Source organism: Erwinia psychrophila (genome assembly GCF_039023475.1).
Classification (GTDB): domain Bacteria; phylum Pseudomonadota; class Gammaproteobacteria; order Enterobacterales; family Enterobacteriaceae; genus Erwinia.
Genome location: NZ_JBCHVB010000007.1, coordinates 191,497 through 213,559, shown reverse-complemented (window position 1 = coordinate 213,559; position 22,063 = coordinate 191,497). Strand labels below are relative to the sequence as shown.

Annotated in this window: 23 protein-coding genes, 1 tRNA gene and 1 pseudogene; 16 read left to right on the top strand and 9 right to left on the bottom strand. The window is 59.6% G+C overall.

The window, feature by feature from the left end; genetic code table 11:
* Positions 1-33: 33 nt before the first annotated feature.
* Positions 34-789, bottom strand: a complete 756-nt coding sequence (gene gloB, locus AAH446_RS16815; protein ID WP_342907816.1) for a hydroxyacylglutathione hydrolase — start codon at positions 787-789, stop codon at positions 34-36.
* 44 nt (positions 790-833) lie between these two features.
* Between gloB and AAH446_RS16810 the strand changes: the two genes are divergently transcribed.
* Positions 834-1,571 carry a class I SAM-dependent methyltransferase gene (locus tag AAH446_RS16810; protein ID WP_342907815.1) on the top strand — a complete coding sequence of 246 codons (738 nt, stop codon included), beginning with the start codon at positions 834-836 and terminating at the stop codon, positions 1,569-1,571.
* Here the strand turns inward: AAH446_RS16810 and rnhA are convergent.
* Complete coding sequence (gene rnhA / locus AAH446_RS16805; RefSeq protein ID WP_342907814.1) at positions 1,556-2,023, bottom strand: ribonuclease HI; 468 nt, start codon at positions 2,021-2,023, stop codon at positions 1,556-1,558. The genes AAH446_RS16810 and rnhA overlap by 16 nt on opposite strands.
* A 51-nt stretch (positions 2,024-2,074) precedes the next feature.
* Between rnhA and dnaQ the strand changes: the two genes are divergently transcribed.
* Positions 2,075-2,809, top strand: a complete 735-nt coding sequence (dnaQ, locus tag AAH446_RS16800; protein WP_342907813.1) for a DNA polymerase III subunit epsilon — start codon at positions 2,075-2,077, stop codon at positions 2,807-2,809.
* Between the two features lie 133 nt (positions 2,810-2,942).
* Positions 2,943-3,019 (top strand) — tRNA-Asp (locus tag AAH446_RS16795).
* A gap of 339 nt (positions 3,020-3,358) precedes the next feature.
* Here AAH446_RS16795 and AAH446_RS16790 read toward each other — a convergent pair.
* Entirely contained in the window at positions 3,359-4,852 is a 1,494-nt protein-coding gene (locus AAH446_RS16790; RefSeq protein WP_342907812.1) for an NCS1 family nucleobase:cation symporter-1, read from the bottom strand.
* A gap of 142 nt (positions 4,853-4,994) precedes the next feature.
* On the opposite strand from AAH446_RS16790, the gene AAH446_RS16785 reads away from it, so the two are divergent.
* Genes AAH446_RS16785 through puuE form a run of 3 tightly spaced genes read left to right on the top strand, consistent with a single transcriptional unit; the run spans position 4,995 to position 7,445 of the window.
* Positions 4,995-5,714 (top strand): GntR family transcriptional regulator, encoded by a 720-nt coding sequence (locus AAH446_RS16785; RefSeq protein WP_342907811.1) that lies wholly within the window; start codon positions 4,995-4,997, stop codon positions 5,712-5,714.
* On the top strand, positions 5,711-6,451 hold the full coding sequence (gene hpxA, locus AAH446_RS16780) for an allantoin racemase (protein ID WP_342907810.1): 741 nt from the start codon (positions 5,711-5,713) through the stop codon (positions 6,449-6,451). The genes AAH446_RS16785 and hpxA overlap by 4 nt, the downstream gene beginning before the upstream one ends.
* 34 nt (positions 6,452-6,485) lie before the next feature.
* Positions 6,486-7,445, top strand: coding sequence for an allantoinase PuuE (gene puuE, locus AAH446_RS16775; protein ID WP_342907809.1), 960 nt, complete (start codon positions 6,486-6,488; stop codon positions 7,443-7,445).
* Between the two features lie 48 nt (positions 7,446-7,493).
* Here puuE and hpxZ read toward each other — a convergent pair whose 3' ends face one another.
* Genes hpxZ through AAH446_RS16755 form a run of 4 tightly spaced genes read right to left on the bottom strand, consistent with a single transcriptional unit; the run spans position 7,494 to position 11,058 of the window.
* Positions 7,494-7,868, bottom strand: coding sequence for an oxalurate catabolism protein HpxZ (gene hpxZ, locus AAH446_RS16770; protein WP_342907836.1), 375 nt, complete (start codon positions 7,866-7,868; stop codon positions 7,494-7,496).
* Between the two features lie 5 nt (positions 7,869-7,873).
* On the bottom strand, positions 7,874-9,274 hold the full coding sequence (locus AAH446_RS16765) for an AtzE family amidohydrolase (RefSeq protein WP_342907808.1): 1,401 nt from the start codon (positions 9,272-9,274) through the stop codon (positions 7,874-7,876).
* Positions 9,271-9,459: an oxalurate catabolism protein HpxX gene (gene hpxX / locus AAH446_RS16760; RefSeq protein ID WP_342907807.1), complete on the bottom strand. Its 189-nt coding sequence runs from the start codon at positions 9,457-9,459 to the stop codon at positions 9,271-9,273. Before hpxX ends, AAH446_RS16765 begins: the two co-directional genes overlap by 4 nt.
* 12 nt (positions 9,460-9,471) lie before the next feature.
* Complete coding sequence (locus AAH446_RS16755; protein WP_342907806.1) at positions 9,472-11,058, bottom strand: gamma-glutamyltransferase family protein; 1,587 nt, start codon at positions 11,056-11,058, stop codon at positions 9,472-9,474.
* Positions 11,059-11,248: 190 nt separating this feature from the next.
* On the opposite strand from AAH446_RS16755, the gene hpxU reads away from it, so the two are divergent.
* The 10 genes and pseudogenes from hpxU to AAH446_RS16705 all read left to right on the top strand — a co-directional run bounded on the left by hpxU (position 11,249) and on the right by AAH446_RS16705 (position 19,997).
* Positions 11,249-12,088, top strand: a complete 840-nt coding sequence (gene hpxU, locus AAH446_RS16750; RefSeq protein WP_342907805.1) for a MurR/RpiR family transcriptional regulator HpxU — start codon at positions 11,249-11,251, stop codon at positions 12,086-12,088.
* Between the two features lie 272 nt (positions 12,089-12,360).
* Positions 12,361-13,146 (top strand): transporter substrate-binding domain-containing protein, encoded by a 786-nt coding sequence (locus AAH446_RS16745; RefSeq protein WP_342907804.1) that lies wholly within the window; start codon positions 12,361-12,363, stop codon positions 13,144-13,146.
* Between the two features lie 9 nt (positions 13,147-13,155).
* Positions 13,156-13,821 (top strand): amino acid ABC transporter permease, encoded by a 666-nt coding sequence (locus tag AAH446_RS16740; protein WP_342907803.1) that lies wholly within the window; start codon positions 13,156-13,158, stop codon positions 13,819-13,821.
* Entirely contained in the window at positions 13,821-14,477 is a 657-nt protein-coding gene (locus AAH446_RS16735; protein WP_342907835.1) for an amino acid ABC transporter permease, read from the top strand. The genes AAH446_RS16740 and AAH446_RS16735 overlap by 1 nt, the downstream gene beginning before the upstream one ends.
* Positions 14,458-15,192, top strand: a complete 735-nt coding sequence (locus AAH446_RS16730) for an amino acid ABC transporter ATP-binding protein (RefSeq protein ID WP_342907802.1) — start codon at positions 14,458-14,460, stop codon at positions 15,190-15,192. The genes AAH446_RS16735 and AAH446_RS16730 overlap by 20 nt, the downstream gene beginning before the upstream one ends.
* Positions 15,193-15,222: 30 nt before the next feature.
* Positions 15,223-16,461 carry a pyridoxal-phosphate-dependent aminotransferase family protein gene (locus AAH446_RS16725; RefSeq protein WP_342907801.1) on the top strand — a complete coding sequence of 413 codons (1,239 nt, stop codon included), beginning with the start codon at positions 15,223-15,225 and terminating at the stop codon, positions 16,459-16,461.
* Positions 16,461-17,699 (top strand): annotated as a pseudogene (hpxK, locus tag AAH446_RS16720) (allantoate amidohydrolase); the annotation flags it as partial. The gene AAH446_RS16725 and the pseudogene hpxK, both read left to right, overlap by 1 nt.
* On the top strand, positions 17,682-18,239 hold the full coding sequence (gene uraD / locus AAH446_RS16715; RefSeq protein ID WP_342907834.1) for a 2-oxo-4-hydroxy-4-carboxy-5-ureidoimidazoline decarboxylase: 558 nt from the start codon (positions 17,682-17,684) through the stop codon (positions 18,237-18,239). The pseudogene hpxK and the gene uraD, both read left to right, overlap by 18 nt.
* Complete coding sequence (uraH, locus tag AAH446_RS16710; RefSeq protein ID WP_342907800.1) at positions 18,236-18,571, top strand: hydroxyisourate hydrolase; 336 nt, start codon at positions 18,236-18,238, stop codon at positions 18,569-18,571. The genes uraD and uraH overlap by 4 nt, the downstream gene beginning before the upstream one ends.
* A gap of 97 nt (positions 18,572-18,668) precedes the next feature.
* Positions 18,669-19,997 carry a nucleobase:cation symporter-2 family protein gene (locus tag AAH446_RS16705; protein ID WP_342907833.1) on the top strand — a complete coding sequence of 443 codons (1,329 nt, stop codon included), beginning with the start codon at positions 18,669-18,671 and terminating at the stop codon, positions 19,995-19,997.
* A 55-nt stretch (positions 19,998-20,052) separates the two neighbouring features.
* Here the strand turns inward: AAH446_RS16705 and AAH446_RS16700 are convergent, their stop codons facing one another.
* Both AAH446_RS16700 and AAH446_RS16695 read right to left on the bottom strand, forming a co-directional pair.
* Positions 20,053-20,829, bottom strand: a complete 777-nt coding sequence (locus AAH446_RS16700; RefSeq protein WP_342907799.1) for an amidohydrolase — start codon at positions 20,827-20,829, stop codon at positions 20,053-20,055.
* Positions 20,817-21,977, bottom strand: a complete 1,161-nt coding sequence (locus AAH446_RS16695) for a pyridoxal phosphate-dependent aminotransferase (RefSeq protein WP_342907798.1) — start codon at positions 21,975-21,977, stop codon at positions 20,817-20,819. The genes AAH446_RS16700 and AAH446_RS16695 overlap by 13 nt, the downstream gene beginning before the upstream one ends.
* Positions 21,978-22,063 lie beyond the last annotated feature (86 nt).

The following is a 22,063-nucleotide window of genomic DNA, read 5'->3' as shown; positions in this document are numbered from 1 at the left end:
ACGTGCTCGCCTGGCTCAGCACAACCTGAAAAATCAAAAATGGTCTTTCTTATGACGTAAGGCCGCAAATATTTGCCACTCCGCATCCTGTGGCGTTTCGTCTTTTAAAATAGCTTTAATTTCAGCATCTTGCGTTCTCAGGAAAACGTTAATACGGCGCTCCAGCGACAGCTTTGTGGGCAAAGTTACCTGCTGTTTTGCACGTAACTCTTTAATTTTAAGATAATAGGCCGATATGTCGGAGTCCTGCGGTAAAAGATGCGCAGCAAACTTAAGGTTTGATAAGGTATATTCATGCGCGCAGCAAACCAGTGTCTCGTCGGGGAGCTTATTAAGCTTTTGAAAAGATGAAAACATTTGCTGAGGCGTGCCTTCAAAGAGACGTCCGCAGCCGCCTGAGAAAAGCGTGTCGCCACAGAAAAGATAAGGCGGGCTGTAATATGAGATATGTCCTAAAGTATGGCCCGGCGTTGCTATCACACTAAATTCGAGACCCAAAATAGTGAGGTGCTCACCTTCCTGAACCACCCTGTTAGCGCCCTTATTTGCCGTCTCCTGAGGCCCATAAACGGTTAGTTGAGGGAAATGAGACAGCAGTTCTTTTACGCCGCCAACGTGATCGTGATGGTGGTGGGTGAGGAGAATGGCGACGGGCTGCCAGCGATTTTTTTCAAGCGCCGCCAGCACCGGTGCCGCTTCGCCCGGATCGACAATCAGGCACTGACCATCCTCGTTATTTAATGTCCAGATGTAGTTGTCATCAAGTGCCGGAATACTGTTAAGATTCATTATCGCCTCACTGAATGATCGAAATGGAAAGAAGATGGTAAAGCATGAAGCCTGCTAAAACACGCCAAATTCGTCATGTCCCGCACGCCTGGGCAGAGATGCCCTGGGGCGAATTTTACCGTGACGCGTTGACCCGGCATCTGCAACCCTGCCTGGCAAAAATATATGGCTTTCATCTTCTGAAGATTGGCGATCTCAGCGCGGAGATCGATACGGAGGCGTGCGCGATATCACATCAGGTTAACGTTGGGCTGCGCGGCGACCATCTCCAGGTCATTGCCGATCCGATGAGCCTGCCTTTCGAGTCTAAATCGGTCGACGCCTGCCTGCTGGCGCACTGCCTCGCCTGGAGCAGCGATCCGCACCACATTCTTCGTGAGGTGGACCGGGTGCTGATTGACGATGGCTGGATGATTATCAGCGGGTTTAACCCCTTCAGCGTATTGGGGATAGGCAAACTCATTCCCGGCCTGCACCGGCGGGTGCCCTGGAACAGCCGGATGTTCACGCAGATGCGGCTGATGGACTGGCTGGGCCTGCTGAACTACGAAGTTGTCCAGCGCACGCGTTTTCAGGTGCTTCCCTGGAACCGGCAGGGCGGAAAGGTGATCAGTACGCACTTTCCCGCGCTCGGCTGTCTGAGCATTATTGTGGCGCGTAAGCGTACCTTTCCGCTGATCATGAACCCGGCTAAAAAGGCGGTTGCGAAGCGTCGTATCAGCGCGGCGGTGGGGGCGACAAGTCAGTACCACAGCCGCCAGAACGATCAGGAAGCGGACTGATAGCCAATATCCTCAAAGGCCGGGCTGCCTGCTGCCGCGCGGGCCAGTTCGTCACAGCGCTCGTTTTCTTCATGGCCGGCATGGCCTTTTACCCACTCCCACTGGATTTTATGGTGGCTAAGCGCGGTATCGAGGCGCTTCCATAAATCGACGTTTTTTACCGGCTTCTTATCCGTGGTTTTCCAGCCGCGCTTTTTCCAGTTATGGATCCAGCTAGTGATCCCCTGACGAACATACTGGCTGTCGGTACTGATTACCACGTCGCACTGCTGCGTTAAGGCTTCCAGCGCCACAATCGCGGCCATCAGCTCCATCCGGTTATTGGTGGTCAGAAAATAGCCGGCGCTGAAGGTTTTCTCATGCTGGCCGTAGCGTAAAATGGCACCGTAACCGCCTGGACCAGGATTGCCAAGGCATGAACCATCGGTGAAAATTTCTACCTGCTTAGGCATCTCTGGTAGACTCCCTGCTGAAAAACGCCAAGTCTGACATAAACGGGTCCTATGAGCACAGTAAATACAACGCGTCAGATCGTTCTCGATACTGAAACCACCGGCATGAACATGATCGGCGTGCACTATGAAGGGCACCGGATCATCGAAATTGGTGCCGTTGAGGTAGTAAACCGCCGCCTGACGGGCAATAACTACCACGTTTATCTGAAGCCCGACCGGCTGGTCGATCCCGAAGCCTTTGGCGTTCACGGTATTGCCGATGAGTTTCTGGCAGACAAGCCAACCTTCGCCGATATCGCCGATGAGTTCCTCGCCTACATCTCCGGGGCGGAGTTGGTGATCCATAACGCCTCCTTTGATATCGGCTTTATGGACTATGAATTTTCCAAACTGGGCCGCGACATTCCCAAAACGGAAACCTTCTGCAAAATCACCGACAGCCTGGCGATGGCGAGAAAACTCTATCCCGGCAAGCGAAACAGCCTGGATGCGCTCTGCTCCCGCTATGAGATAGACAACAGCAAGCGAACGCTGCACGGCGCGCTGCTTGACTCCGAAATTCTTGCCGAAGTGTTCCTGACCATGACCGGTGGGCAGACCTCGCTGGCTTTCTCAATGGAGGGCGATCGTGAGCAGCAGAGCAATGGCGATACCATCTACCGCGTTGCCAGGCCGGAATCGGGTTTGCGGATAGTGGCGGCCAGCGAAGAGGAAGTTGCCGCCCATGAAGCGCGGCTGGATCTGGTGATGAAAAAAGGCGGAAGCTGTCTCTGGCGTGCTTAATGGCATAACGTGCAGCAGCAAAGGGCCGTTGGGTGAAAAAACAGGCAGTCGGTCAGAGCACTGAATAAAAAGCGTTGACGCCCGTATCGCCTCACCGTAATATTCGCTCCGTTCCCGACGGGGAACAAAGCGCGGAGCGGTAGTTCAGTTGGTTAGAATACCTGCCTGTCACGCAGGGGGTCGCGGGTTCGAGCCCCGTCCGTTCCGCCAAGTATTTAGGGCCATGTTATTAATTAACATGGCCTTTTTGCTTTTCTACTCTTTCAGTTTGCGCACCGCGCCTGTCCCGTACTCTTCCTGTGAGTTTCCTTCTGAATTGCTTACTATTTTCCCGGACATTATTTTGCTGACAATATCCTGCGGCAGTGCCTGGTAGGTATGTTCAAATTCTGCCTGGCAGAAGCACGGCATTACCAGAAAAAACAGAGCAACAATGGGTCACGGGGCGCTGTTCACACCAGAAACCGGGAGAACGACGACTTTGTCCTGAAAATCAAAGCAGCGTTTCCCGGTAAAATGCGATGTACGTTTTATAGCCTTCTCAAGCGATTACCGCTTCCCGACGGCAACCTTACCCGCGTAGCCTGCCGCGCTGACCTGGCGTTCTTCACGGGCGAGCCAGCGATAGCAGCCTGCTGAAAGCGCCGCGCCGATAAACCAGCTGAAGTTGGCAACGGCATGCAGCGAGGGGATAAAGCTGATGACCAGCCCAATCAGCACGGAAGGGAGCAGCGCCGCGATGGCTTTCGGGTTGAAGCCGCCCTGATACCAGTACTTGCCCGCGGGCGTATCATTAAAGAGATCGTCAACCGACACCTTCCCGCCTTTAATCAGATAGAAATCACAAAGCAGAATGCCAAACAGCGGCCCGATAAAGGCGCCCAGCACGTCAAGCGTATAGTGAATCAGTTCTGGTGACTGGAAAAGATTCCAGGGCGTCAGTAAAACGGAGCCCACGGCAGCGATCATTCCCCCGGTGCGGAAGCTGATGCGCTGCGGCGAACAGTTCGAAAAGTCGAAGGCCGGAGAGACAAAGTTGGCGACGATATTAATGCCGATAGTGGCAATAATCATCGTCAGCAGCCCAATGGCAACCGCCACATCGTTGCCCACCAGGCTAACGGTTTCAATCGGGTCGGTGATCATGCGGCCAAACAGCGACTGCGTACCGGAGACAATCACCACCGTCACCACGGAAAAGAGCAGGAAATTGAACGGCAGGCCCCAGCGGTTGCCGCGCCGGATTTCGTCCATGCTTTTACCGTAGCGGGAGAAGTCACCAAAGTTAAGCAGGGGGCCGGAGAAGTAGGAAACCACCAGCGCGGTCGCGGTGATCATCTGCCACGCCTGCTCGCTGCCGGAAAGCGACTTGCTCGCAAGGGTGAAAGAGATGCCATCAAAACCGGTTTTGTATACAATCCAGCCCGCCAGCGCCACCATCACCACATAGACGGCGGGCCCGGCAACATCAATAAAACGCTTAATAGCGCTCATGCCGTGCCAGAACACCATCGCCTGGGCAAACCACATAAAGCCAAAACAGATCCAGCCAAGCTGGGAGAGGCCCAGCCAGGAACTCTGGGTCATTGGGGCGAGCGCTGGCCAGAACTTGAGAGAGACGAGCATCAGCGCATTGGCGGCCAGGTAAGTCTGTATGCCGTACCAGGCGAAGGCGATCAAGCCACGGATCACCGCAGGAATATTCGCCCCAAAAACGCCAAACGCCTGACGGCAGATTACCGCATAAGGCACCCCCGCCATCTGACTCGGTTTCGCCACCAGATTTGCGCAAATCTGAACGATGCAAATCCCGGCCAGCAGGCAGAGCAGCACCTGCCAGCTGGCCAGACCCAGCGTGAAAAAGCTGGCGGCGACCACATAGCCTCCCATGCTGTGCACGTCCGACATCCAGAAGGAGAAAATATTATACCAGCTCCAGCTTTGGTGGCGCGTCGGGGCGAGATCCTCATTACACAGCCTTGGGCTGTAGTGGGCGCGGGCTTCAGCCGACGCCGCCGGTGAGACACTTTGACTATTTGGCATGAAACCTGCTCCTCTTTTGATTGACCCGCATTCGGGTTAAGGAAAGCAGTGCAGGATCCAGGCCAGATATGATTTTTTGTATACAAGAATTGAACATCATGTATACGATCCAGGACGACATTGATGTGTAGTGGAGTGGGTGATGATAAGTAAAACCGGCCTGAAAACGGCCTCTGACCTGACGGACAGGGATGAAGCGATCTATCAGGCGCTGCTGTCCGCCATCGTTGAGCATCAGCTTCCGCCCGGCAGCCGGCTGCCCGAAGAGGCGCTTTCCAGCGTCTTTGGCGTCAGCCGCACCGGTATCCGCAGAGTGCTTCAGCGCCTTGCGGTAGTGCAGATGGTGATCTTGTTGCCCAGGCGTGGTGCGCAAGTTGCCACGCCATCGGTTGAAGAGGCGAAGGAGATCTTTCAGACCCGCTCGCTTATCGAGTGTGCCAATCTGCCGCATGTACTGGCCCGCTGCCGGTCGCCGCATCTGGCCGCGCTGGAAAATCTTATCCGGCAGGAGCAGCAGGCGCATACGGATGGCGACGGCCCCGCCGCCATCCGCCACTCTGCGGCCTTTCATATTCAGCTTCAGGCCATTGCGGGCAACCAGGTGCTCACTGAAATGGTGACGCGCCTGACCCAGCGTTCTTCACTGGTGATTGCGGCCTGGGGCGCGCCCTGGCAGCAGGGATGTCGCTGTCACGATCATGAACGACTGACGACGCTCATCAGGGAAAAAGCGTGCGGCCCGCTTGCTGACGCAATGCGGCAACATTTTGAGCATATTCTGGCCAGCCTGCGCTTTGAACGCGGGGGAGAGACGGTGCCGGACTTCGCCAGCTTATTTGCAGCAACGGGAGTTAAAGGATGAAGGAAAAGCAGATTATTCAGGTGATCAATCCCAACGTCAGCGCAGCCATGACCGAAACGATAGGCGCCGCCGCCCGCGCGGTGGCTGGACCGCAAACGGAGATAGTTGCGGTAAATCCGTCACAGGGAGCGCCGTCGATTGAGGGGCACTTTGACGAAGCGATCGCGGCGATCGGCGTACTTGAGCAGATAAAAGCCGGGCGTGAGCAGGGTGTTTGCGGCCATGTCATTGCCTGCTTTGGCGATCCCGGCCTGCTCGCCGCCCGCGAGCTGGCGCAGGGGCCGGTTATCGGTATTGCAGAGGCCGCCATGCATATGGCGACGATGGTGGCGACGCGCTTCTCTGTCGTCACCACGCTGCCGCGTACCCTGATTATTGCCCGGCACCTGCTGCGGCAGTATGGCTTTGAACATCACTGCGCCGCGCTGCACGCTATCGACCTGCCGGTGCTGGCGCTGGAAGACGGCAGCGGCCTTGCGCAGCAAAAAGTGCGTGAACGCTGCCTGGCGGCAAAAAAAGAGGATGGCAGCGGCGCAATTGTTCTGGGCTGCGGCGGGATGGCGACGCTCGCCCGCGAACTGACCTTCGAGCTGGGGATCCCGGTCATCGACGGCGTAGGCGCAGCGGTGAAAATGGTGGAATCCCTGGTGGCGCTGGGTTTAACGACCAGTAAGCATGGTGATTTAGACTTTCCCGTCCGAAAAAGCCTGTCGGGTCAGTTTGACCGCCTAAACTAAAACAATAAAACGGCCCGACAACAGGACCCTGAAAATGACAGAAGCTAGCGAGAAGAAAGAGTACAGTTTTAATAAAAACTATCCCCGCGACCTGCGCGGCTATGCAGGCAACCCGCCGGATGCGGCCTGGCCGGGCCAGGCGCGGATCGCCGTGCAGTTTGTGCTTAATTACGAAGAGGGAGCCGAAAACAGCGTGCTGCATGGCGATACCGGCTCCGAGCAGTTCCTGTCGGATATTATCGGTGCGGCGAGCTATCCCGACCGCCATATGTCGATGGAGTCGCTGTATGAATATGGCTCCCGGGCCGGTTTCTGGCGCATCCATAATGAATTTTGCAAACGCGGGCTTCCGCTGACGGTATTTGGCGTGGCGATGGCGCTGGCCAGAAACCCTGATATCGTCGAGGCGATCAAACAGGCTGACTATGATGTGGTCAGCCACGGCTGGCGCTGGCTCCACTATCAGGGGATGGATGCCAGGACCGAGCGGCAGCATATGCAGCAGGCGGTGGATACGCTCAGCGATCTTTTTGGCAAGGCGCCAACGGGCTGGTATACGGGACGAGACAGCCCGAATACGCGCCGGCTGGTGGTGGAGCAGGGCGGTTTCACCTACGACAGCGACTACTACGGCGACGATCTGCCGTTCTGGATGCCGGTCACCTGTCAGGATGGCACGGTAAAATCACACTTGATTATTCCCTATACCCTGGACGCGAACGATATGCGCTTCGCCACGCCGCAGGGGTTCAATACGGCTGACCAGTTTTACACCTATCTGAAAGACAGTTTCGACGTGCTTTATGAAGAAGGGGAGACATCGCCCAGGATGCTCTCTATTGGCATGCACTGCCGCCTGCTTGGCAGACCCGGTCGTTTCCGGGCGTTGCAGCGTTTTCTGGATTATCTCCAGCAGCACGATAAGGTATGGATCTGCACGCGCCAGCAGATTGCGGAGCACTGGGTGGAAACGCATCCGGCACCACAGGCGTAACGCTCGCTGCATGTTACCCGCTGCCGCTTCCCTGCGGCAGCGCCAGGCTCAGCTCATCAGGCTGACCTGGGCCGCAACTATCCGCCAGCCGTCGGGCAGCCTGACCCAGGTCTGCTGCTGGCGGCCCGTTTTTTCACTGCCTTCCCGCGTAAACTCCGTACTGCATACCGCATAATCTTCCCCAAAAGTGACAATGGTCGTCTTACGCAACTGTCGCATCAGGCCAGCAGCGGGACGTGAGGCGCGAAACGCCCGGATCTCACCGATGCCATACAGATTTTCACCGGCACCCAGCCGCACGGTACGCTCATCATGCCAGAACAGCTCATCCAGCACCGCCGTATCGTTGCTGACCAGCGCCGCTTCATAGCGATAAAAGGCCGCGGTGACCTCGGCCACAATCGCCGGAAGATTAATCTCCATCGTTTTCAACGTAACGCCTCCAGATTCGCGGGCATCGCTTGCGCAATGCCCATTTTTTCCAGTGTCCAGGCGACCCGCAGGCACGCCTCCTCGCGGAAAGGCGCTGCAATCAGCTGTAAGCCAATCGGCAGGCCGCCCGCCTGTAGCGGAACCGTGGTAACCGGCAGGCCGAGAAAGGAGATCGGCTGCGTCAGCATACCCATGCTGGCGCGGGTCGGCAGATCGGTATTGTTAATACGCATGGTTTCCTGGCCCACCAGCGTGGCGCTTTGCGGCGTGGCGGGGGCAATAAGGACGTCAAACTGCTCAAATAGCGGCAGCACCTGCTGCCTGAAGTACTGACGAAAACGCTGCGCCTGCACGTACCAGGCGGCGGGGATCATCGCGCCCGCAAGCAGACGCTCACGCGACAAAGGTTCAAAGAGATCGGGTGAATGCTGCAACGCCGGAAGATACTGGTTGCCCCCTTCAGAAGCGCTGATGATAAAAGCGGCGCTACGTGCCAGCGCGGCGTCGGGCAGCCTGACCTCATCCTGCACGTTAAGCGCTTTGGCCGCCACCGCTACGGCAGCGCGCGCCTCATCGCTGCACCAGGTCTGAAAATAGTCGCCGAGGACGGCGCAGCGCACGCCTTCCGCTCCCTGTCCGAGAAGAGCGTGGGTAAGGTGAACGGGTTTTTCAGCCTGAAAGCCATCTTCAGGATCGTGGCCCTGAAGGGCATCATAGACCGAGGCGAGATCCTCAGTCGTACGGGCAAAAGGACCGATATGGTCAAGGCTGGCGACAAAAGGGTGTGTACCGCCGCGCGAGAGGCGACCAAACGTCGGCTTGAGGCCGAAAATGCCGCAGAGCGAGGCCGGCACCCGCACAGATCCGTTAGTATCGGAACCCAGCGAGAAAGGGACCAGCCCGGCGGCAACTGCCGCCGCCGATCCTCCCGACGAGCCGCCCGCTATGCGGTTAAGATCGTGAGGATTCCGGGTAGCGCCGTAGTGGCTGTTTTCGGTGGTGAAGCCGTAAGCATAAGCATCCATATTCAGCATGCCGGAGAGCATCGCCCCCGCGCCTGCCAGTCTGTTGACCGCCCAGCTATCACGGGCAGCGGCAGGGCGATCGCTGAATAAGCGGGCGCCCGCCAGCGTTGTCTCTCCGGCAACGTCAAACAGGTTCTTCACCGCGTAAGGGATTGCCGCCAGCGGCGGCAGTTCCTGCCCCGTTTTGCGCATACGATCGATACGATCCGCCTCGCTGAACAGACGATCCCGGGTAATGTGCGTCCAGGCATTCAGCGCCGGATTATGTTTCTCAATCCCGTCCAGCGTCTGCTGGGCGATTTCACGCGCGCTGATTTCGCCATGACGCAGCGCGGCGCGCAGCCCGGCAATGGAAAAAGTGGCGAGGTTCATGCTTTATAAATCCCCGCCACTTCCTGACGATCGTCCAGTGGGAAAGCCATCAGCGGTTCTGCCATGGCGGCGATGCGGGTAAACTGAACGTGCAGTTCGGCCCGTCGTTCATCATCCAGCGTGACGCCCATAACCTGCTCCATATGTACCAGCCAGGTTGCCCAGTCGGGTGAGGTGTGTGTCATATTCTTCTCCTGTTAAAAACCGGCAGCGCTGCCGTTGCTGCGGGGATCGCATGCGCCTTCCAGCATGCCGTCAGCGTGGCGGACAATGGCGCCCGCATGACCTACGGCCTCGCTGAAGTCGGGTAATTTCTCCACCTCATGCCCCATCGCCCGTAGCCTGTCGAACGTTTCCTGAGAAAAACGGCCTTCCAGCTTCAGCGAGTCGGAGGTCTGGCCCCAGGTACGCCCCAGCAGCCAGCGCGGCGCGCTCACACATTGCTGGAGCGGGAGTCCCTGCACCACATGGCGGGTAAAGATGGCGGCCTGCGTCTGCGGCTGACCGTCGCCACCCATCGATCCATAGACCATCGTCCGGCCGTCGCGCAGGCGGGCGGCGGCCGGGTTCAGGGTATGAAAAGGCTGTTTGCCGGGGGCGAGCGCCAGCAGATGATCGGGATCGAGGCTGAAGGCCGCGCCGCGGTTCTGCCAGGTCACGCCGGTGCCGGGCAGCACCACGCCGCTGCCGAACTCATGATAAATGCTCTGAATAAAAGAGACGGCCAGGCCGCTGCTGTCCACCACGCCCATCCAGACCGTATCGCCCGGTCCCTTACCCTTTCCCCAGGGCGCAGCCTGATTGTCGTCAATCGTGGCCGCCATGGTGGCCAGCACGTCAGAGTCGAGCAGCGTCTGCATCTCCTCCTGCATATGGCTCGGATCGGTGATGTAGCGATCGCGAAGGCTGAACGCCAGCTTGGTGGCTTCGACGATGCGGTGAACGGTTTGCGCCTCATCCGCTTCCGCCATATTCAGATGGCGGGTAATGCCAAGGATCGCCAGTGAAACCATGCCCTGAGTCGGCGGCGTCATATTAAATACTTCGCCATGCTCATGCTGAATGCGCAGCGGCGTACGGCGGCGGGCTTGATGCTGGTTAAGATCCGCAAGCGTAATGGGCATCCCCAGGCGGGCCATCTCAGCGGCAAAGCGTCCGGCCAGCGGGCCACGGTAAAAGCTCTCCAGCCCCTGAACGGTTAATTCTCGAAGGGTTTCGGCCAGCGCCGGCTGAGTGAAGCGGCTGCCTGCGCGCGGGAGTTCACCGCCGGGCAGAAAAGTGGCGGCAAAGCCGGGCTGATCGAGAAGTTCATGATATTTGCTGGCGGTCGCGTCTGCCTGGGACTGGGTAACTGGCATGCCCTCCGCCGCATAGCGGGTGGCATCAGCGAGCAGCCGGGAAAGCGGCAGCGTGGCACCGTTCCGTTCTGCGGAAATCGCCAGCGCTTCCGCCCAGCCGCTGACGGTGCCCGCCACGGTCAGGGCAGATTTCGGCCCGCGATGGGGGATCTGCTTCGCCCCGCCATAAAAAGAAAAATTGGCCAGGGCGCCTGCGGCACCGCTGGCGTCAATCGCAACCGGATCGCCTTCTGGCGGCACAATCAGCCAGAAACCGTCGCCGCCCAGGCCGTTCATATGCGGATAGACCACCGCAATGGTCGCGGCAGCGGCCACCATCGCCTCAATGGCGTTGCCGCCTTCACGTAAGATCGCCAGCGCGCTCTGGCTGGCCAGATGATGGGGCGCCACGGCCATGCCACGCGGCGCAATATGACTTTGGATCATGCCAGTCTCTTTTATTGGTTAAGGGAAGAGAGCTTAATTAAAGCAAGAGCTGTTCCAGTTTGTCTGAAGGATCCGTGAAAGGGTGCAAAAGAGAAGCGGAAATGAGGGCCGTCGCCCGGGCCTTTTTTATCTTCCGGCACGTTATTTGTATATGCTGAAGCACCTGAAACAAAAGTTACAAGGCCAGCGTATGAAGCAGCTTGATGAGCGTCTGAAAAGCCACTATCCGCAGCTCTCCCCGCAGGAGCAGCGCGTCGCCGATTTTATTTTTGACCACTTTAACGATCTGATCAGCTACAACAGCGCCGAACTGGCGCGGCTAAGCGGTGTGTCAAAGGCCACGGTCAGCCGCCTGTTTAAACATCTCGGCTATGACAAATATAAAGATATGCGTGACGAGCTGCGCACGCTGCGTCAGAGCGGCATGCCGCTTACGGATAACCGTGACGCCGTGCAGGGCAACACGCTGCTGGCCAGGCATTACAAGCAGGAGATGGCTAATCTGACCCGCTGGGTGAACGATCTTGATGCGGCGCAGTTTAACGAGGTGGTCCGGCAGCTTGCCGTCAGTAAACGCATCTTTATTGTCGGGATGCGAAATTCCTATCCGCTGGCGCTGCACCTCCGCCAGCAGCTGCTTCAGGCGAGGGGCGACGTTCAGGTTCTGCCGCAGCCGGGGCAAACCTTGTCGGAGGAGCTGGTGGCCATCTCGCCGGAGGATACCGTAGTGGTGCTGGCCTTTCGCCGCCGTCACCGCCTTGTCCGGCCGCTGCTGCTGCATCTGCAAAACGCGGCCATCCCCACGCTGGTCATCTGCGAACCCGAAGCGCAAAGCGTACTGGCGCTGGCCCGCTGGCAGCTTTGCGCACCGCTGGACAGCGTCTCGGCCTTTGACAGTTACGGGGCAGCCAACAGTTTGATTAATCTGCTGGCAAACGCGCTATTGCATCAGTTATTAAGCGAAGGCCGCCAGCGCATCCATCAGATTGCTGAACTCTATGGCCATCTGGATGAGCTGGAACAGCGCTGATGGGGCACCATTTTGGTGCTTTGCCTTCTTTTGGACGCTTTTCTGCCAGCCCGTCAGGCCGCTTTCAAGCCGCGATTAGTCCGATAGCGAAAATGTTGCTCAACAAAGACAGCCCAAACTTCTGCGGTTAACCAGAGGGTTTCTTTCACTTTCTCAGCCGCAGAATAAGGCTGGCAATAAATTTACGCCCTCAACCACCCCGCTGGCACATTAGTTGCAAATACTCCTGTCAGGAATCTTTCGTTTCATATTGATTAACCGGGGTAGAGAAAATGAAAAAAGTATTACTGGCAATCGTGGGCGCGGCGCTGATGCTCTCTCAGCTACCTCATGCTGTGGCGGACGGCCTGCAGGATATTCAGAAACGCGGCGTGCTTCGGGTGGCGATCCCGCAGGACTTCCCACCATTCGGCTCGGTCGGCACCGATCTTCAGCCGCAGGGCTACGACATTGATATGGCGAAGTACCTGGCGCAGGAGATGAAACTTAAGTTACAGCTGGTGCCGGTAACCAGCGCCAACCGCGTCCCCTACCTTCAGACGGATAAAGTGGATTTGGTGATCTCAAGCCTCGGCAAAAACCCGGAGCGCGAAAAAGCGATCGCCTTCAGCCGCGCTTATGCGCCGTTCTTTCTCGGCGTCTTCGGCCCGAAGGATGCCACGCTGACGGAGGCCGCAGCGCTGAGCGGTAAGTCAGTGGGCGTAACGCGCGGCGCGGTGGAGGACATGGTGCTCAGCAAAGTGGCGCCGGAAGGGACCGAACTGAAGCGCTATGAAGATAACAACACCACGCTGTCGGCCTTTCTCTCCGGTCAGGTGCAGTATGTGGCTACCGGCAACCTGGTCGTTGCCGCCATCGCCCGTCAGAACCCAGAAAAAGCCCCGGTCGCAAAATTTATGCTGAAAGACTCTCCCTGCTTCATCGGTATGCGTAAGGGTGAACCGGCGCTGAAGGCGAAGGTTGATGCGCTGATTGAGCAGGCTATTGCCGACAAAACGCTTAACGGACTCTCTGAAAAATGGCTGAAAGCGCCGCTGCCTGCGAACCTCGGCGCGTAAGGGCGGGCAATGATGGATCAACTCGATTTTGCCGCGCTCTGGCCTTACTGGCCTGAACTGCTGGCCGGTCTCCGGGTCACTATTCAGCTTACCGTGCTGGCGACGCTCGGCGGCGTGGCGCTGGGGATTCTGGGTGCTGCGCTGCGTAGCGGTCGCCCCTCGCTGGTAAGCCGCCTGTGGGGAGGTTACGTTGAGCTGATCCGCAACACGCCCTTCGTGGTGCAGCTGTTCTTTATTGTTTTCGGCCTGCCGAATCTTGGCCTGAAGCTGACGGCTGGCGAGGCCGCGCTGCTGGCGATGCTGATCAACCTCGGCGCCTACAGTACGGAGATTATCCGCGCGGGTATTCAGGTGACGCCGAAAGGGCAGTGGGAAGCGGGGCGCGTGCTTGGCCTGACGCACAGCCAGACGTTTCTGCGCGTGGTGCTTCCCCCCGCGCTGAAGCGGATTTATCCGGCGCTGGTCAGTCAGTGCATCATCGTAATGCTGGGCTCATCGGTGGTATCCCAGGTCTCTTATGAGGAGCTGACTTTTGCTGCCAACCTGATCCAGTCGCGCACCTTTTTAAGCTTTGAGGTCTATCTGGCGACCACGCTTATCTATCTGATTCTGTCGGTGACCCTGCGGCAGCTGCTGCTGGCGGCGGGCCGCAAATGGCTGGGAGTGACCTCATGATGACCACTTTTACCGACTGGGACATTCTGCGCAATCTGCTGCTGGCGGCGCGCTGGACCCTTCTGCTGTCGCTGACCGCATTTCTGGGCGGCACCCTGGTGGCGCTGCCGCTGGTCATGCTCCGCCTGGGCGGACGTCGCTGGTCGCTGTGGCCGATCCGCGCCTGGACTGAGCTTTTCCAGGGAACGCCGCTGCTGATGCAGCTCTTCCTCGCCTTTTTCGGCGTGGCGCTGTTCGGCATTAACGTCTCGCCCTGGACGGCGGCCTCGCTGGCGCTCACCTGCTATACCAGCGCGTTTCTGACGGATATCTGGTACGGCAGCATCAAGGCCCTGCCAAAAGGACAGTGGGAGGCGTCGCGCTGTCTGGGGCTGCATTTTGGTCAGACGCTCAGCCGCGTCATCCTGCCGCAGGCGCTGCGTATTGGCATCGCACCGACGGTCGGCTTTGCGGTGCAGGTGGTCAAGGGCACCGCGCTGACCTCCATTATCGGCTTTGTGGAGCTGACCAAGGCAGGCACCATTCTTAATAATGTCACTTATCAACCCTTTAAAGTGTTCGGGCTGGTGGCGCTGGGCTACTTCCTGATCTGTTATCCGCTGTCCCGCTACAGCCAGTACCTGGAGAAAAAATTCAATGCCGCTCATCACCATTAATCAGGTACAGAAGTACTACGGCGACAATCACGTGCTGAAAGGCGTGGATCTTGATGTGGATATGGGCGAGGTGATCTCGATTATCGGCCGCAGCGGCTCGGGAAAAAGCACCCTGCTGCGCTGCATGAACGGCCTGGAAGGCTATCAGGAAGGCAGTATCAAACTGGGCGGCATGACCATTACCGATCGCGACTCTCAGGCGCGCGATATCAGCCGTTCCATCGGTATGGTGTTCCAGAACTTCAACCTGTTTCCGCATATGACCGCGCTGGAAAATGTCATGCTGGCGCCGAGGCGCGTGCTGAAAATGAAAGAGGCCGACTGCCGCGCGCTGGCCGCCCGGATGCTGGAAAAAGTGGGGCTGGGCGACCGGATGGACTACGCCCCGGCGAGCCTCTCCGGCGGGCAGCAGCAGCGCGTGGCCATTGCCCGGGCGCTGGCGATGAACCCGAAAGTGCTGCTGTGCGATGAAATCACCTCGGCGCTCGATCCCGAGCTGGTCGGTGAGGTGCTCAAGGTGCTGGAGCAGCTGGCAAAAGAGGGCATGACCCTCATCCTGGTGACCCACGAAATGAATTTCGCCCGCGAGGTGGGCGACCGCGTGGTATTTATGCATCAGGGGCGCGTCTGGGAGCAGGGCGACAGCAAGACCCTGTTTGCCCAGCCGCAGACCCAGGAGCTGAAACAATTTATCTCGTCGGTGCGTTTTAACTGAGCGCCGGAGCGACAAGAGAAGGATAAACAGATGGATTTAACCCGCTTTTCCCAGATTAATCCCCCGCCGCGCCTGCTGATGGGGCCAGGCCCAATCAATGCGGACCCCCGCGTGCTGAGGGCGATGTCCAGCCAGCTGATTGGTCAGTACGATCCGGCAATGACGCACTATATGAACGAGGTGATGGCGCTCTACCGGGGCGTATTCCGCACCGAAAACCACTGGACGATGCTGGTCGACGGCACCTCCCGCGCCGGTATCGAAGCCATACTGCTTTCGGCTATCCGCCCGGGCGACAAAGTGCTCGTACCGGTCTTTGGCCGCTTTGGTCATCTGCTGTGTGAAATCGCCCGCCGCTGTCGCGCCGAGGTGCATACGATTGAGGTGCCGTGGGGTGAAGTCTTCACGCCCGACCGTATTGAAGATGCCATCAAATCCGTGCGCCCGCGCCTGCTGCTGACGGTACAGGGCGACACCTCCACCACTATGCTTCAGCCGCTGGAAGAGCTGGGTGCCATCTGTAAAAAATATGGCGTGCTGTTCTATACCGACGCCACCGCTTCGCTGGCGGGGAACGTGCTGGAAACCGATGCCTGGGGGCTGGATGCCGTCTCTGCCGGTATGCAGAAATGCCTGGGCGGCCCCTCCGGCACGTCGCCGGTGACGCTCAGCCCGCAGATGGAGGAGGTTATCCGCCGCCGCAAATGCGTGGAGGAGGGGATCCGCACGGCGGCCCATCAGGACGGCGATGATGAGATGATCTACTCCAACTATTTCGATCTCGGCATGATCATGGATTACTGGGGACCGGAGCGGCTCAATCACCATACCGAGGCGACCAGCGCGCTCTTTGCCGCCCGCGAGTGCGCCCGCCTGATCCTTGAAGAAGGGCTCGATCGGGGCATCGAACGTCACAAATTGCACGGTGACGCCATGCTGAAAGGCATTCAGGGGATGGGGCTGGAAACCTTCGGCGACCTGAAGCACAAGATGAATAATGTGCTCGGCGTGGTCATCCCGCAAAACGTGAATGGCGATCGGGTGCGTCAGCGGATGCTGGAGGATTTCGGCATCGAAATCGGCACCTCCTTCGGACCGCTGCACGGCAAAGTCTGGCGTATCGGGACGATGGGCTACAACGCCCGTAAAGACTGCGTCATGCTGACCCTCAGCGCGCTGGAGTCGGTGCTGAACGGGCTCGGCTATAAAACGCCTCAGGGTGCCGCGATGCAGGCTGCCTGGGATCATTACGGCAGCGGGGAACGCTGATGAAGGCGGCAGAGGCTCTTGAGGCCGCAGCCCGCGTCATGGCCCGCTGCGATGCGCTGGCCGACATCAGCGAAACGCCGGGGAGCCTGACGCGCGTTTATCTCTCCCCGGAACACCTGCGCGCCAATGCGCTGGTGGGTGAGTGGATGGCGGCGGCAGGGATGAAGGTCTGGCAGGATAGCGTCGGCAATATCTGCGGGCGCTACGAGGGGCGGCAGCCGGGCGCGAAGGCGCTGCTGCTCGGCTCCCACCTGGACACCGTGCGTAACGCGGGCCGCTACGATGGCATGCTTGGCGTGCTGACGGCGATCGAAACCGTCCAGGCGCTGCACCGGCGCGGTGAGCGTCTGCCGCTGGCGATCGAAATCATCGGCTTTGCGGATGAGGAAGGCACGCGGTTTGGCATCACGCTGCTTGGCAGCCGGGGCATCACCGGCAGCTGGCCGGAAAGCTGGCTCAGCCACCCCGACGGCAACAGTATTACCGTGGCGGAGGCGATGGCGGATGCCGGCCTTAGCGGCGAGGCTGTGCATCTGGCGGCCCGTCAGGCGCACGACATTGCCGCTTATCTGGAACTGCATATCGAACAGGGCCCCTGCCTGGAACAGGAAGGGCTGGCGATGGGCGTGGTCACGGCCATCAACGGCGCCCGTCGCCTTAACTGCCGCTTTACCGGTGAGGCGGGGCACGCCGGAACGGTGCCGATGGCGCAGCGGAAAGATGCGCTTGCCGCCGCCGCCGAATGGATGGTGTTTACAGAACAGGCGACCCCGAAGCACCATCCTCAGCTGGTGGCGACGGTGGGGACATTGAGCTGTTCGCCCGGCGCGGTGAACGTTATCCCTGGCGAAGTGATGCTGTCGCTGGACGTGCGCGGGCCTGAGGATCGCGCGCTGGCGGAGCTGCTCTCTGAGCTGCTGACCCAGGCGGAGGCCATTGCGCTGCGTCGCGGCGTGCATTTTACCTGCGAGGAGTATTACCAGATCCCCGCCACAGAGTGCGATGCTGCTCTGCAAAAAGCGCTGACCCGTGCGGTGACGGAGGTACAGGGGCGCAGCCTGTCGCTGCCGAGCGGGGCCGGTCACGATGCGATTGCGATTGCAGAGCGCTGGCCGGTAGGGATGCTGTTTGTGCGGTGCGACAGGGGCATCAGCCATCATCCCGCCGAATCGGTGATGGAAAGCGATGTGGCGCTCGCTATCCGGGCTTATCTGCAGGCGGTGTGCGAGGTGGCGGGCGCAGAAAATCTGCCGCCGGAACAGCCTTTCCCGGCGGAGGCCAGCCCTGCGCTGACGGCTTTTAATCAGGCCACCGCGGAGGAAGCCCGCCGGCAAATTTCCCACTGCGTGGCCCTCAGCGACTGGTGTGCCGCCGTGGTGGCAGGTCGTCCCTATGCGACGCTGGATGCCCTGCTGCGGAACGCTGAGAAACTGGCACAGGCCTGGGATGGCAGGGCGCTGGGCCAGGCGCTCTCCGCCCATCCCCGGATTGGCGAAAAGCCGCAGGGAGCCGGGAAAGAGGCTGACCTGTCGAGACGCGAACAGGGAAGCGTTAGCGAAGAAGATACTGTGCTGAAGCAGGCACTCCGGGCGGGCAACCTTGCCTACGAGCAGCGATTCGGTCGGGTCTTTTTAATCCGGGCCAGCGGACGCAGTGGAGAAGAGATCCTCGCCGCGCTCCAGCGCCGCCTGGCGAATGATGCGCAACAGGAGCAGCGGGAAGCGATAAGCCAGCTGCGTGAAATCACCTTGCTTCGCCTGAAGGAGACATTTCAATGAGCACAGTCAGCACGCATATTCTGGATACGGCACTGGGCATACCCGCTGCCGGAGTGGTGGTCCTGCTGTCGCGGCAGCAAGATCAGGACTGGCTGTCGGTGGCGCAGGGCCGCACCGATGCTAACGGGCGGATCGCCGATCTGTCCCCTGAGCCGCTGCCGCCGGGCCACTACTGCCTGACGGCGGAAATCGGCGACTATTTTGCCGCCGGCGGACGCGATGCGCTCTACCTCAGCGCCCGTATCGATTTTAAGCTGCCCGAATCCGGCGGCCACTACCATCTGCCCTTTCTGATCTCGCCCTGGTCGTGGTCGACCTATCGCGGAAGCTGACGGGCAGCCTCTCTCCCGTTCAGAAAGCGATCGCGCTGCGCTGAACGGACAGTACCTCTAATGCCTGCGGCAGCAGGCCACGCTGAAAGGTGACATGATGAGCGTCAGGCCAGAAGATACGCGTTATCCGGCAGGGAAAACCTTTGCCTGGGGATTGCAGCACGTGCTGACCATGTACGGTGGCATCATCGCGCCGCCGCTGATTATCGGTTCGGCGGCGGGCCTGGGGCCGGAGGCGCTGGCGCTGCTGGTGACCGCTGCGCTCTTTGTCAGCGGATTCGCCACGCTATTGCAGGCGCTGGGCCTGCCCGGCTTTGGGGCCCGCCTGCCGCTGGTACAGGGCGTTTCGTTTGCCGGCGTTGCCACCATGGTTACGCTGGTCAGCGGCGGCGGCGGGCTGCCGGTGGTTTTTGGCGCCGTGCTGGCTTCATCACTCATCGGGCTGCTGGTGGCGCCTTTATTCGCGCATATCATCCGCTTTTTCCCGCCGGTCGTGACCGGAACGGTGATTACGGTGATTGGCCTGTCGCTGATGCCGGTTGCGGCCCGCTGGGCGATGGGAGGCCATGCCGGTGCGGCGGACTGGGGGGCGCCCGCCAATATCGGCCTGGCGGCGCTGACGCTGGGTATGGTGCTGCTGCTGAACCGGCTGGGAAACGCCGCAGTCAAACGGCTCGCCGTCCTGCTGGCAATGCTTTGCGGCACGCTGTATGCGGTAATGTCCGGTAAAACGGATTTCTCTGCGGTGCTACAAGGCGATATGGTCGCGCTGCCCGGCGTGCTTACCTTCGGCCTGCCCGTCTTTGATGGGGTTGCCATTCTTTCGATGACGCTGATTGTGCTGGTCCTGCTGACGGAAACCACCGCCGGACTGATTGCCATTGGTGAGATTGTGGAGACGGAGGTGGACGGGAAGCGCATCGCGCGCGGGCTACGTGCCGATATGCTGACCAGCGCGCTGGCACCCATTTTTAACTCTTTTCCGCAGAGCGCCTTTGCCCAGAATATCGGGCTGGTGGCGATCACCGGCATCAAAAGCCGCTATGTGGTGGCCGCAGGCGGCGTGATTCTCGTACTGCTCGGCTGTCTGCCCGTGCTCGGGCGCATCGTGGCGGCTGTCCCGCTACCGGTGCTGGGCGGGGCAGGCGTGGTGCTGTTTGGCACCGTGGCGGCCAGCGGCATTCGCACCCTGGCGAAGGTGGACTACCGGGAAAATATGAATCTGGTGATTGTGGCGACCTCCATCGCTTTCGGCATGATCCCGATCGTTATGCCCACTTTCTACGATCAGTTTCCCGGCTGGGTCCGCACCCTTTTTCACTCCGGTATCAGTGCCGCCTGCCTGGTCTCCGTCACGCTGAATATCCTCTTTAACCGCGTCGCCAGAAGCGCGGCCAGCACCAGTTCATCTCAGGAGCGTGTCTGACGGCACGGCCAGCATACTGATGCTGCTGGCCGCGATCGGAATGGTGCTGAAAACGCTATAGGCCAGTCAGGCTGAACGCATCCGCATCCCGCCAGGCCGGGAAACGTTCGCGGTATTCCCGCAGCTGCTCCAGCGACAGCTCAGCATGCAGGATCGCGGGCTGATGCGGCTCGCCGGCGGCCAGCGTCTCACCCTGAGGGCTGAAAATCCGGCTGTCGCCGCTGTAGTGATGCTGGTTGCCGTCGCTGCCGACGCGGTTACAGCCCGCCATATAGGCCTGATTCTCAATCGCCCTGGCGAGCAGCAGCGCCTGCCAGTGTGCGGCGCGTGGCGCAGGCCAGTTGGCGACGCAGATCGCCAGATCGTAGTCGTTAAGGCTGCGGGAAAAGACCGGAAAGCGCAGGTCATAGCAGACCTGAGGCAGGATCCGCCAGCCGCGCCACTCGATAATTTCCCGGCGGTCACCGGCCAGATAGTGGTGGTGCTCGTCAGCCATGCGGAACAAATGCCGCTTGTCATAGCGATGCACCACGCCTTCCGGCGTCACCAGCAGAAAGCGGTTTACCGCTCCCCGTCCGGTCTGAATTGCCGCGCTGCCGCCGACCATCGCGTCGGCAGCCTGCGCTTTTTCATGCAGCCATGCAATAACGCGGGCTTCAGGAAGCGAGCTTTTCGCCGCCTCCATCGCAAAGCCCGTGGTAAACATCTCCGGCAGCACGATCAGATCGCGATCCTTAAGATCGCTCAGCACACTGTCGAAAAAGCGCAGGTTCGCTTCTCCGTCCATCCAGACCAGCGGCTGTTGTAACAGGGTCAGTTTCAGAGTTGACACAGGCGCTCCGCGGCAGCGTCCAGCGTGGCTTCCTGTTTGGCGAAGCACAGGCGGATCAGTTTATGGGGAAAGGGATCGGCGCAAAAGACCGACAGCGGAATGGCCGCTACGCCCGCTTCTTTTGTCAGCCACTGGCAGAAGGCGACGTCGTCCAGATCGGAGATGGCGCTGTAGTCAGCCAGCAGAAAGTAGGTGCCTTCACACGGCAGGATCTCAAGGCGGCTTTTCGCCAGCGCCTGCACAAAGCGGTCGCGGCGCGCCCGGTAGAACTCAGGCAGCTCCCGGTAATGTTCCGGCTCGGCGTTCAGCATATCCGCCAGCGCCAGCTGCGCAGGCGTATTGACCGAGAAGGTCAGATACTGATGCACCTTACGCACTTCCGCCGTCAGGGCCGGGGACGCCACGCAGTAGCCGACCTTCCAGCCGGTCATATGGTACGTCTTGCCAAATGAGGAGACCACCACCGCGCGTTCGCGGAGCTGTGGATGAGCCAGCACGCTTGCATGACCCGCTTCGGCAAAGCAGATATGTTCGTAGACTTCATCACTCAGCACGTAAATTTCCCGTGCGCTAATCGCCTGCCACAGGGAATCGATATCGCTTTTCTGCCAGACGGTAGCGGAAGGGTTGTGCGGCGTATTGAGGATCACCAGACGCGTCCGGGATGAGAGCTGTGCCGCAAAGGCCTGCCAGTCGACGCGGAAGGCGGGCGGCTGGAGAGCGATGCGCTTCATTACGCCACCGGCCAGCGTCACCGCAGGCGCATAGCTGTCGTAGCTGGGATCGAAGCAGATCACTTCGTCACCTGGCCGCACCAGCGCGGTAATCGCTGCGTAGAGCGCTTCCGTTGCGCCAGCGGTCACCGTCACTTCGCTGTTGCTGTCCGGCTGATGGCCGTAAAGCGCCGCGGTTTTTGCCGCAATCGCCTCGCGCAGCGGGGCCATGCCGGTCATCGGGGCATACTGGTTTGCCCCTGTGGTGACGTGATGCGCCAGACGGGTTTTCAGGTAGGCGGGGCCGTCAAAATCGGGAAAGCCCTGCGAGAGGTTGATGGCGTTGTGCTGCTGCGCCAAAGTGCTCATCTGCGTGAATATAGTAGTGCCAAGAGCAGGTAACTTGCTCTCTGGCGTCAACGACGTCTGGCTCATGGGTAAGTAACCTTGCGAATCGTTATGTCTCTTCGCCGCTGCCGGCGTGGGAATGGGTAAACCTCTGTTGCTGCCACTATAGCGTC

Excerpts from the sequence above, each read along its gene's own strand:
- gloB (WP_342907816.1), bottom strand. The coding sequence starts at position 789 with ATGAATCTTAACAGTATTCCGGCACTTGATGACAACTACATCTGGACA.
- AAH446_RS16810 (WP_342907815.1), top strand. The coding sequence starts at position 834 with ATGAAGCCTGCTAAAACACGCCAAATTCGTCATGTCCCGCACGCCTGG.
- rnhA (WP_342907814.1), bottom strand. The coding sequence starts at position 2,023 with ATGCCTAAGCAGGTAGAAATTTTCACCGATGGTTCATGCCTTGGCAAT.
- dnaQ (WP_342907813.1), top strand. The coding sequence starts at position 2,075 with ATGAGCACAGTAAATACAACGCGTCAGATCGTTCTCGATACTGAAACC.
- AAH446_RS16790 (WP_342907812.1), bottom strand. The coding sequence starts at position 4,852 with ATGCCAAATAGTCAAAGTGTCTCACCGGCGGCGTCGGCTGAAGCCCGC.
- AAH446_RS16785 (WP_342907811.1), top strand. The coding sequence starts at position 4,995 with ATGATAAGTAAAACCGGCCTGAAAACGGCCTCTGACCTGACGGACAGG.
- hpxA (WP_342907810.1), top strand. The coding sequence starts at position 5,711 with ATGAAGGAAAAGCAGATTATTCAGGTGATCAATCCCAACGTCAGCGCA.
- puuE (WP_342907809.1), top strand. The coding sequence starts at position 6,486 with ATGACAGAAGCTAGCGAGAAGAAAGAGTACAGTTTTAATAAAAACTAT.
- hpxZ (WP_342907836.1), bottom strand. The coding sequence starts at position 7,868 with ATGGAGATTAATCTTCCGGCGATTGTGGCCGAGGTCACCGCGGCCTTT.
- AAH446_RS16765 (WP_342907808.1), bottom strand. The coding sequence starts at position 9,274 with ATGAACCTCGCCACTTTTTCCATTGCCGGGCTGCGCGCCGCGCTGCGT.
- hpxX (WP_342907807.1), bottom strand. The coding sequence starts at position 9,459 with ATGACACACACCTCACCCGACTGGGCAACCTGGCTGGTACATATGGAG.
- AAH446_RS16755 (WP_342907806.1), bottom strand. The coding sequence starts at position 11,058 with ATGATCCAAAGTCATATTGCGCCGCGTGGCATGGCCGTGGCGCCCCAT.
- hpxU (WP_342907805.1), top strand. The coding sequence starts at position 11,249 with ATGAAGCAGCTTGATGAGCGTCTGAAAAGCCACTATCCGCAGCTCTCC.
- AAH446_RS16745 (WP_342907804.1), top strand. The coding sequence starts at position 12,361 with ATGAAAAAAGTATTACTGGCAATCGTGGGCGCGGCGCTGATGCTCTCT.
- AAH446_RS16740 (WP_342907803.1), top strand. The coding sequence starts at position 13,156 with ATGATGGATCAACTCGATTTTGCCGCGCTCTGGCCTTACTGGCCTGAA.
- AAH446_RS16735 (WP_342907835.1), top strand. The coding sequence starts at position 13,821 with ATGACCACTTTTACCGACTGGGACATTCTGCGCAATCTGCTGCTGGCG.
- AAH446_RS16730 (WP_342907802.1), top strand. The coding sequence starts at position 14,458 with ATGCCGCTCATCACCATTAATCAGGTACAGAAGTACTACGGCGACAAT.
- AAH446_RS16725 (WP_342907801.1), top strand. The coding sequence starts at position 15,223 with ATGGATTTAACCCGCTTTTCCCAGATTAATCCCCCGCCGCGCCTGCTG.
- uraH (WP_342907800.1), top strand. The coding sequence starts at position 18,236 with ATGAGCACAGTCAGCACGCATATTCTGGATACGGCACTGGGCATACCC.
- AAH446_RS16705 (WP_342907833.1), top strand. The coding sequence starts at position 18,669 with ATGAGCGTCAGGCCAGAAGATACGCGTTATCCGGCAGGGAAAACCTTT.
- AAH446_RS16695 (WP_342907798.1), bottom strand. The coding sequence starts at position 21,977 with ATGAGCCAGACGTCGTTGACGCCAGAGAGCAAGTTACCTGCTCTTGGC.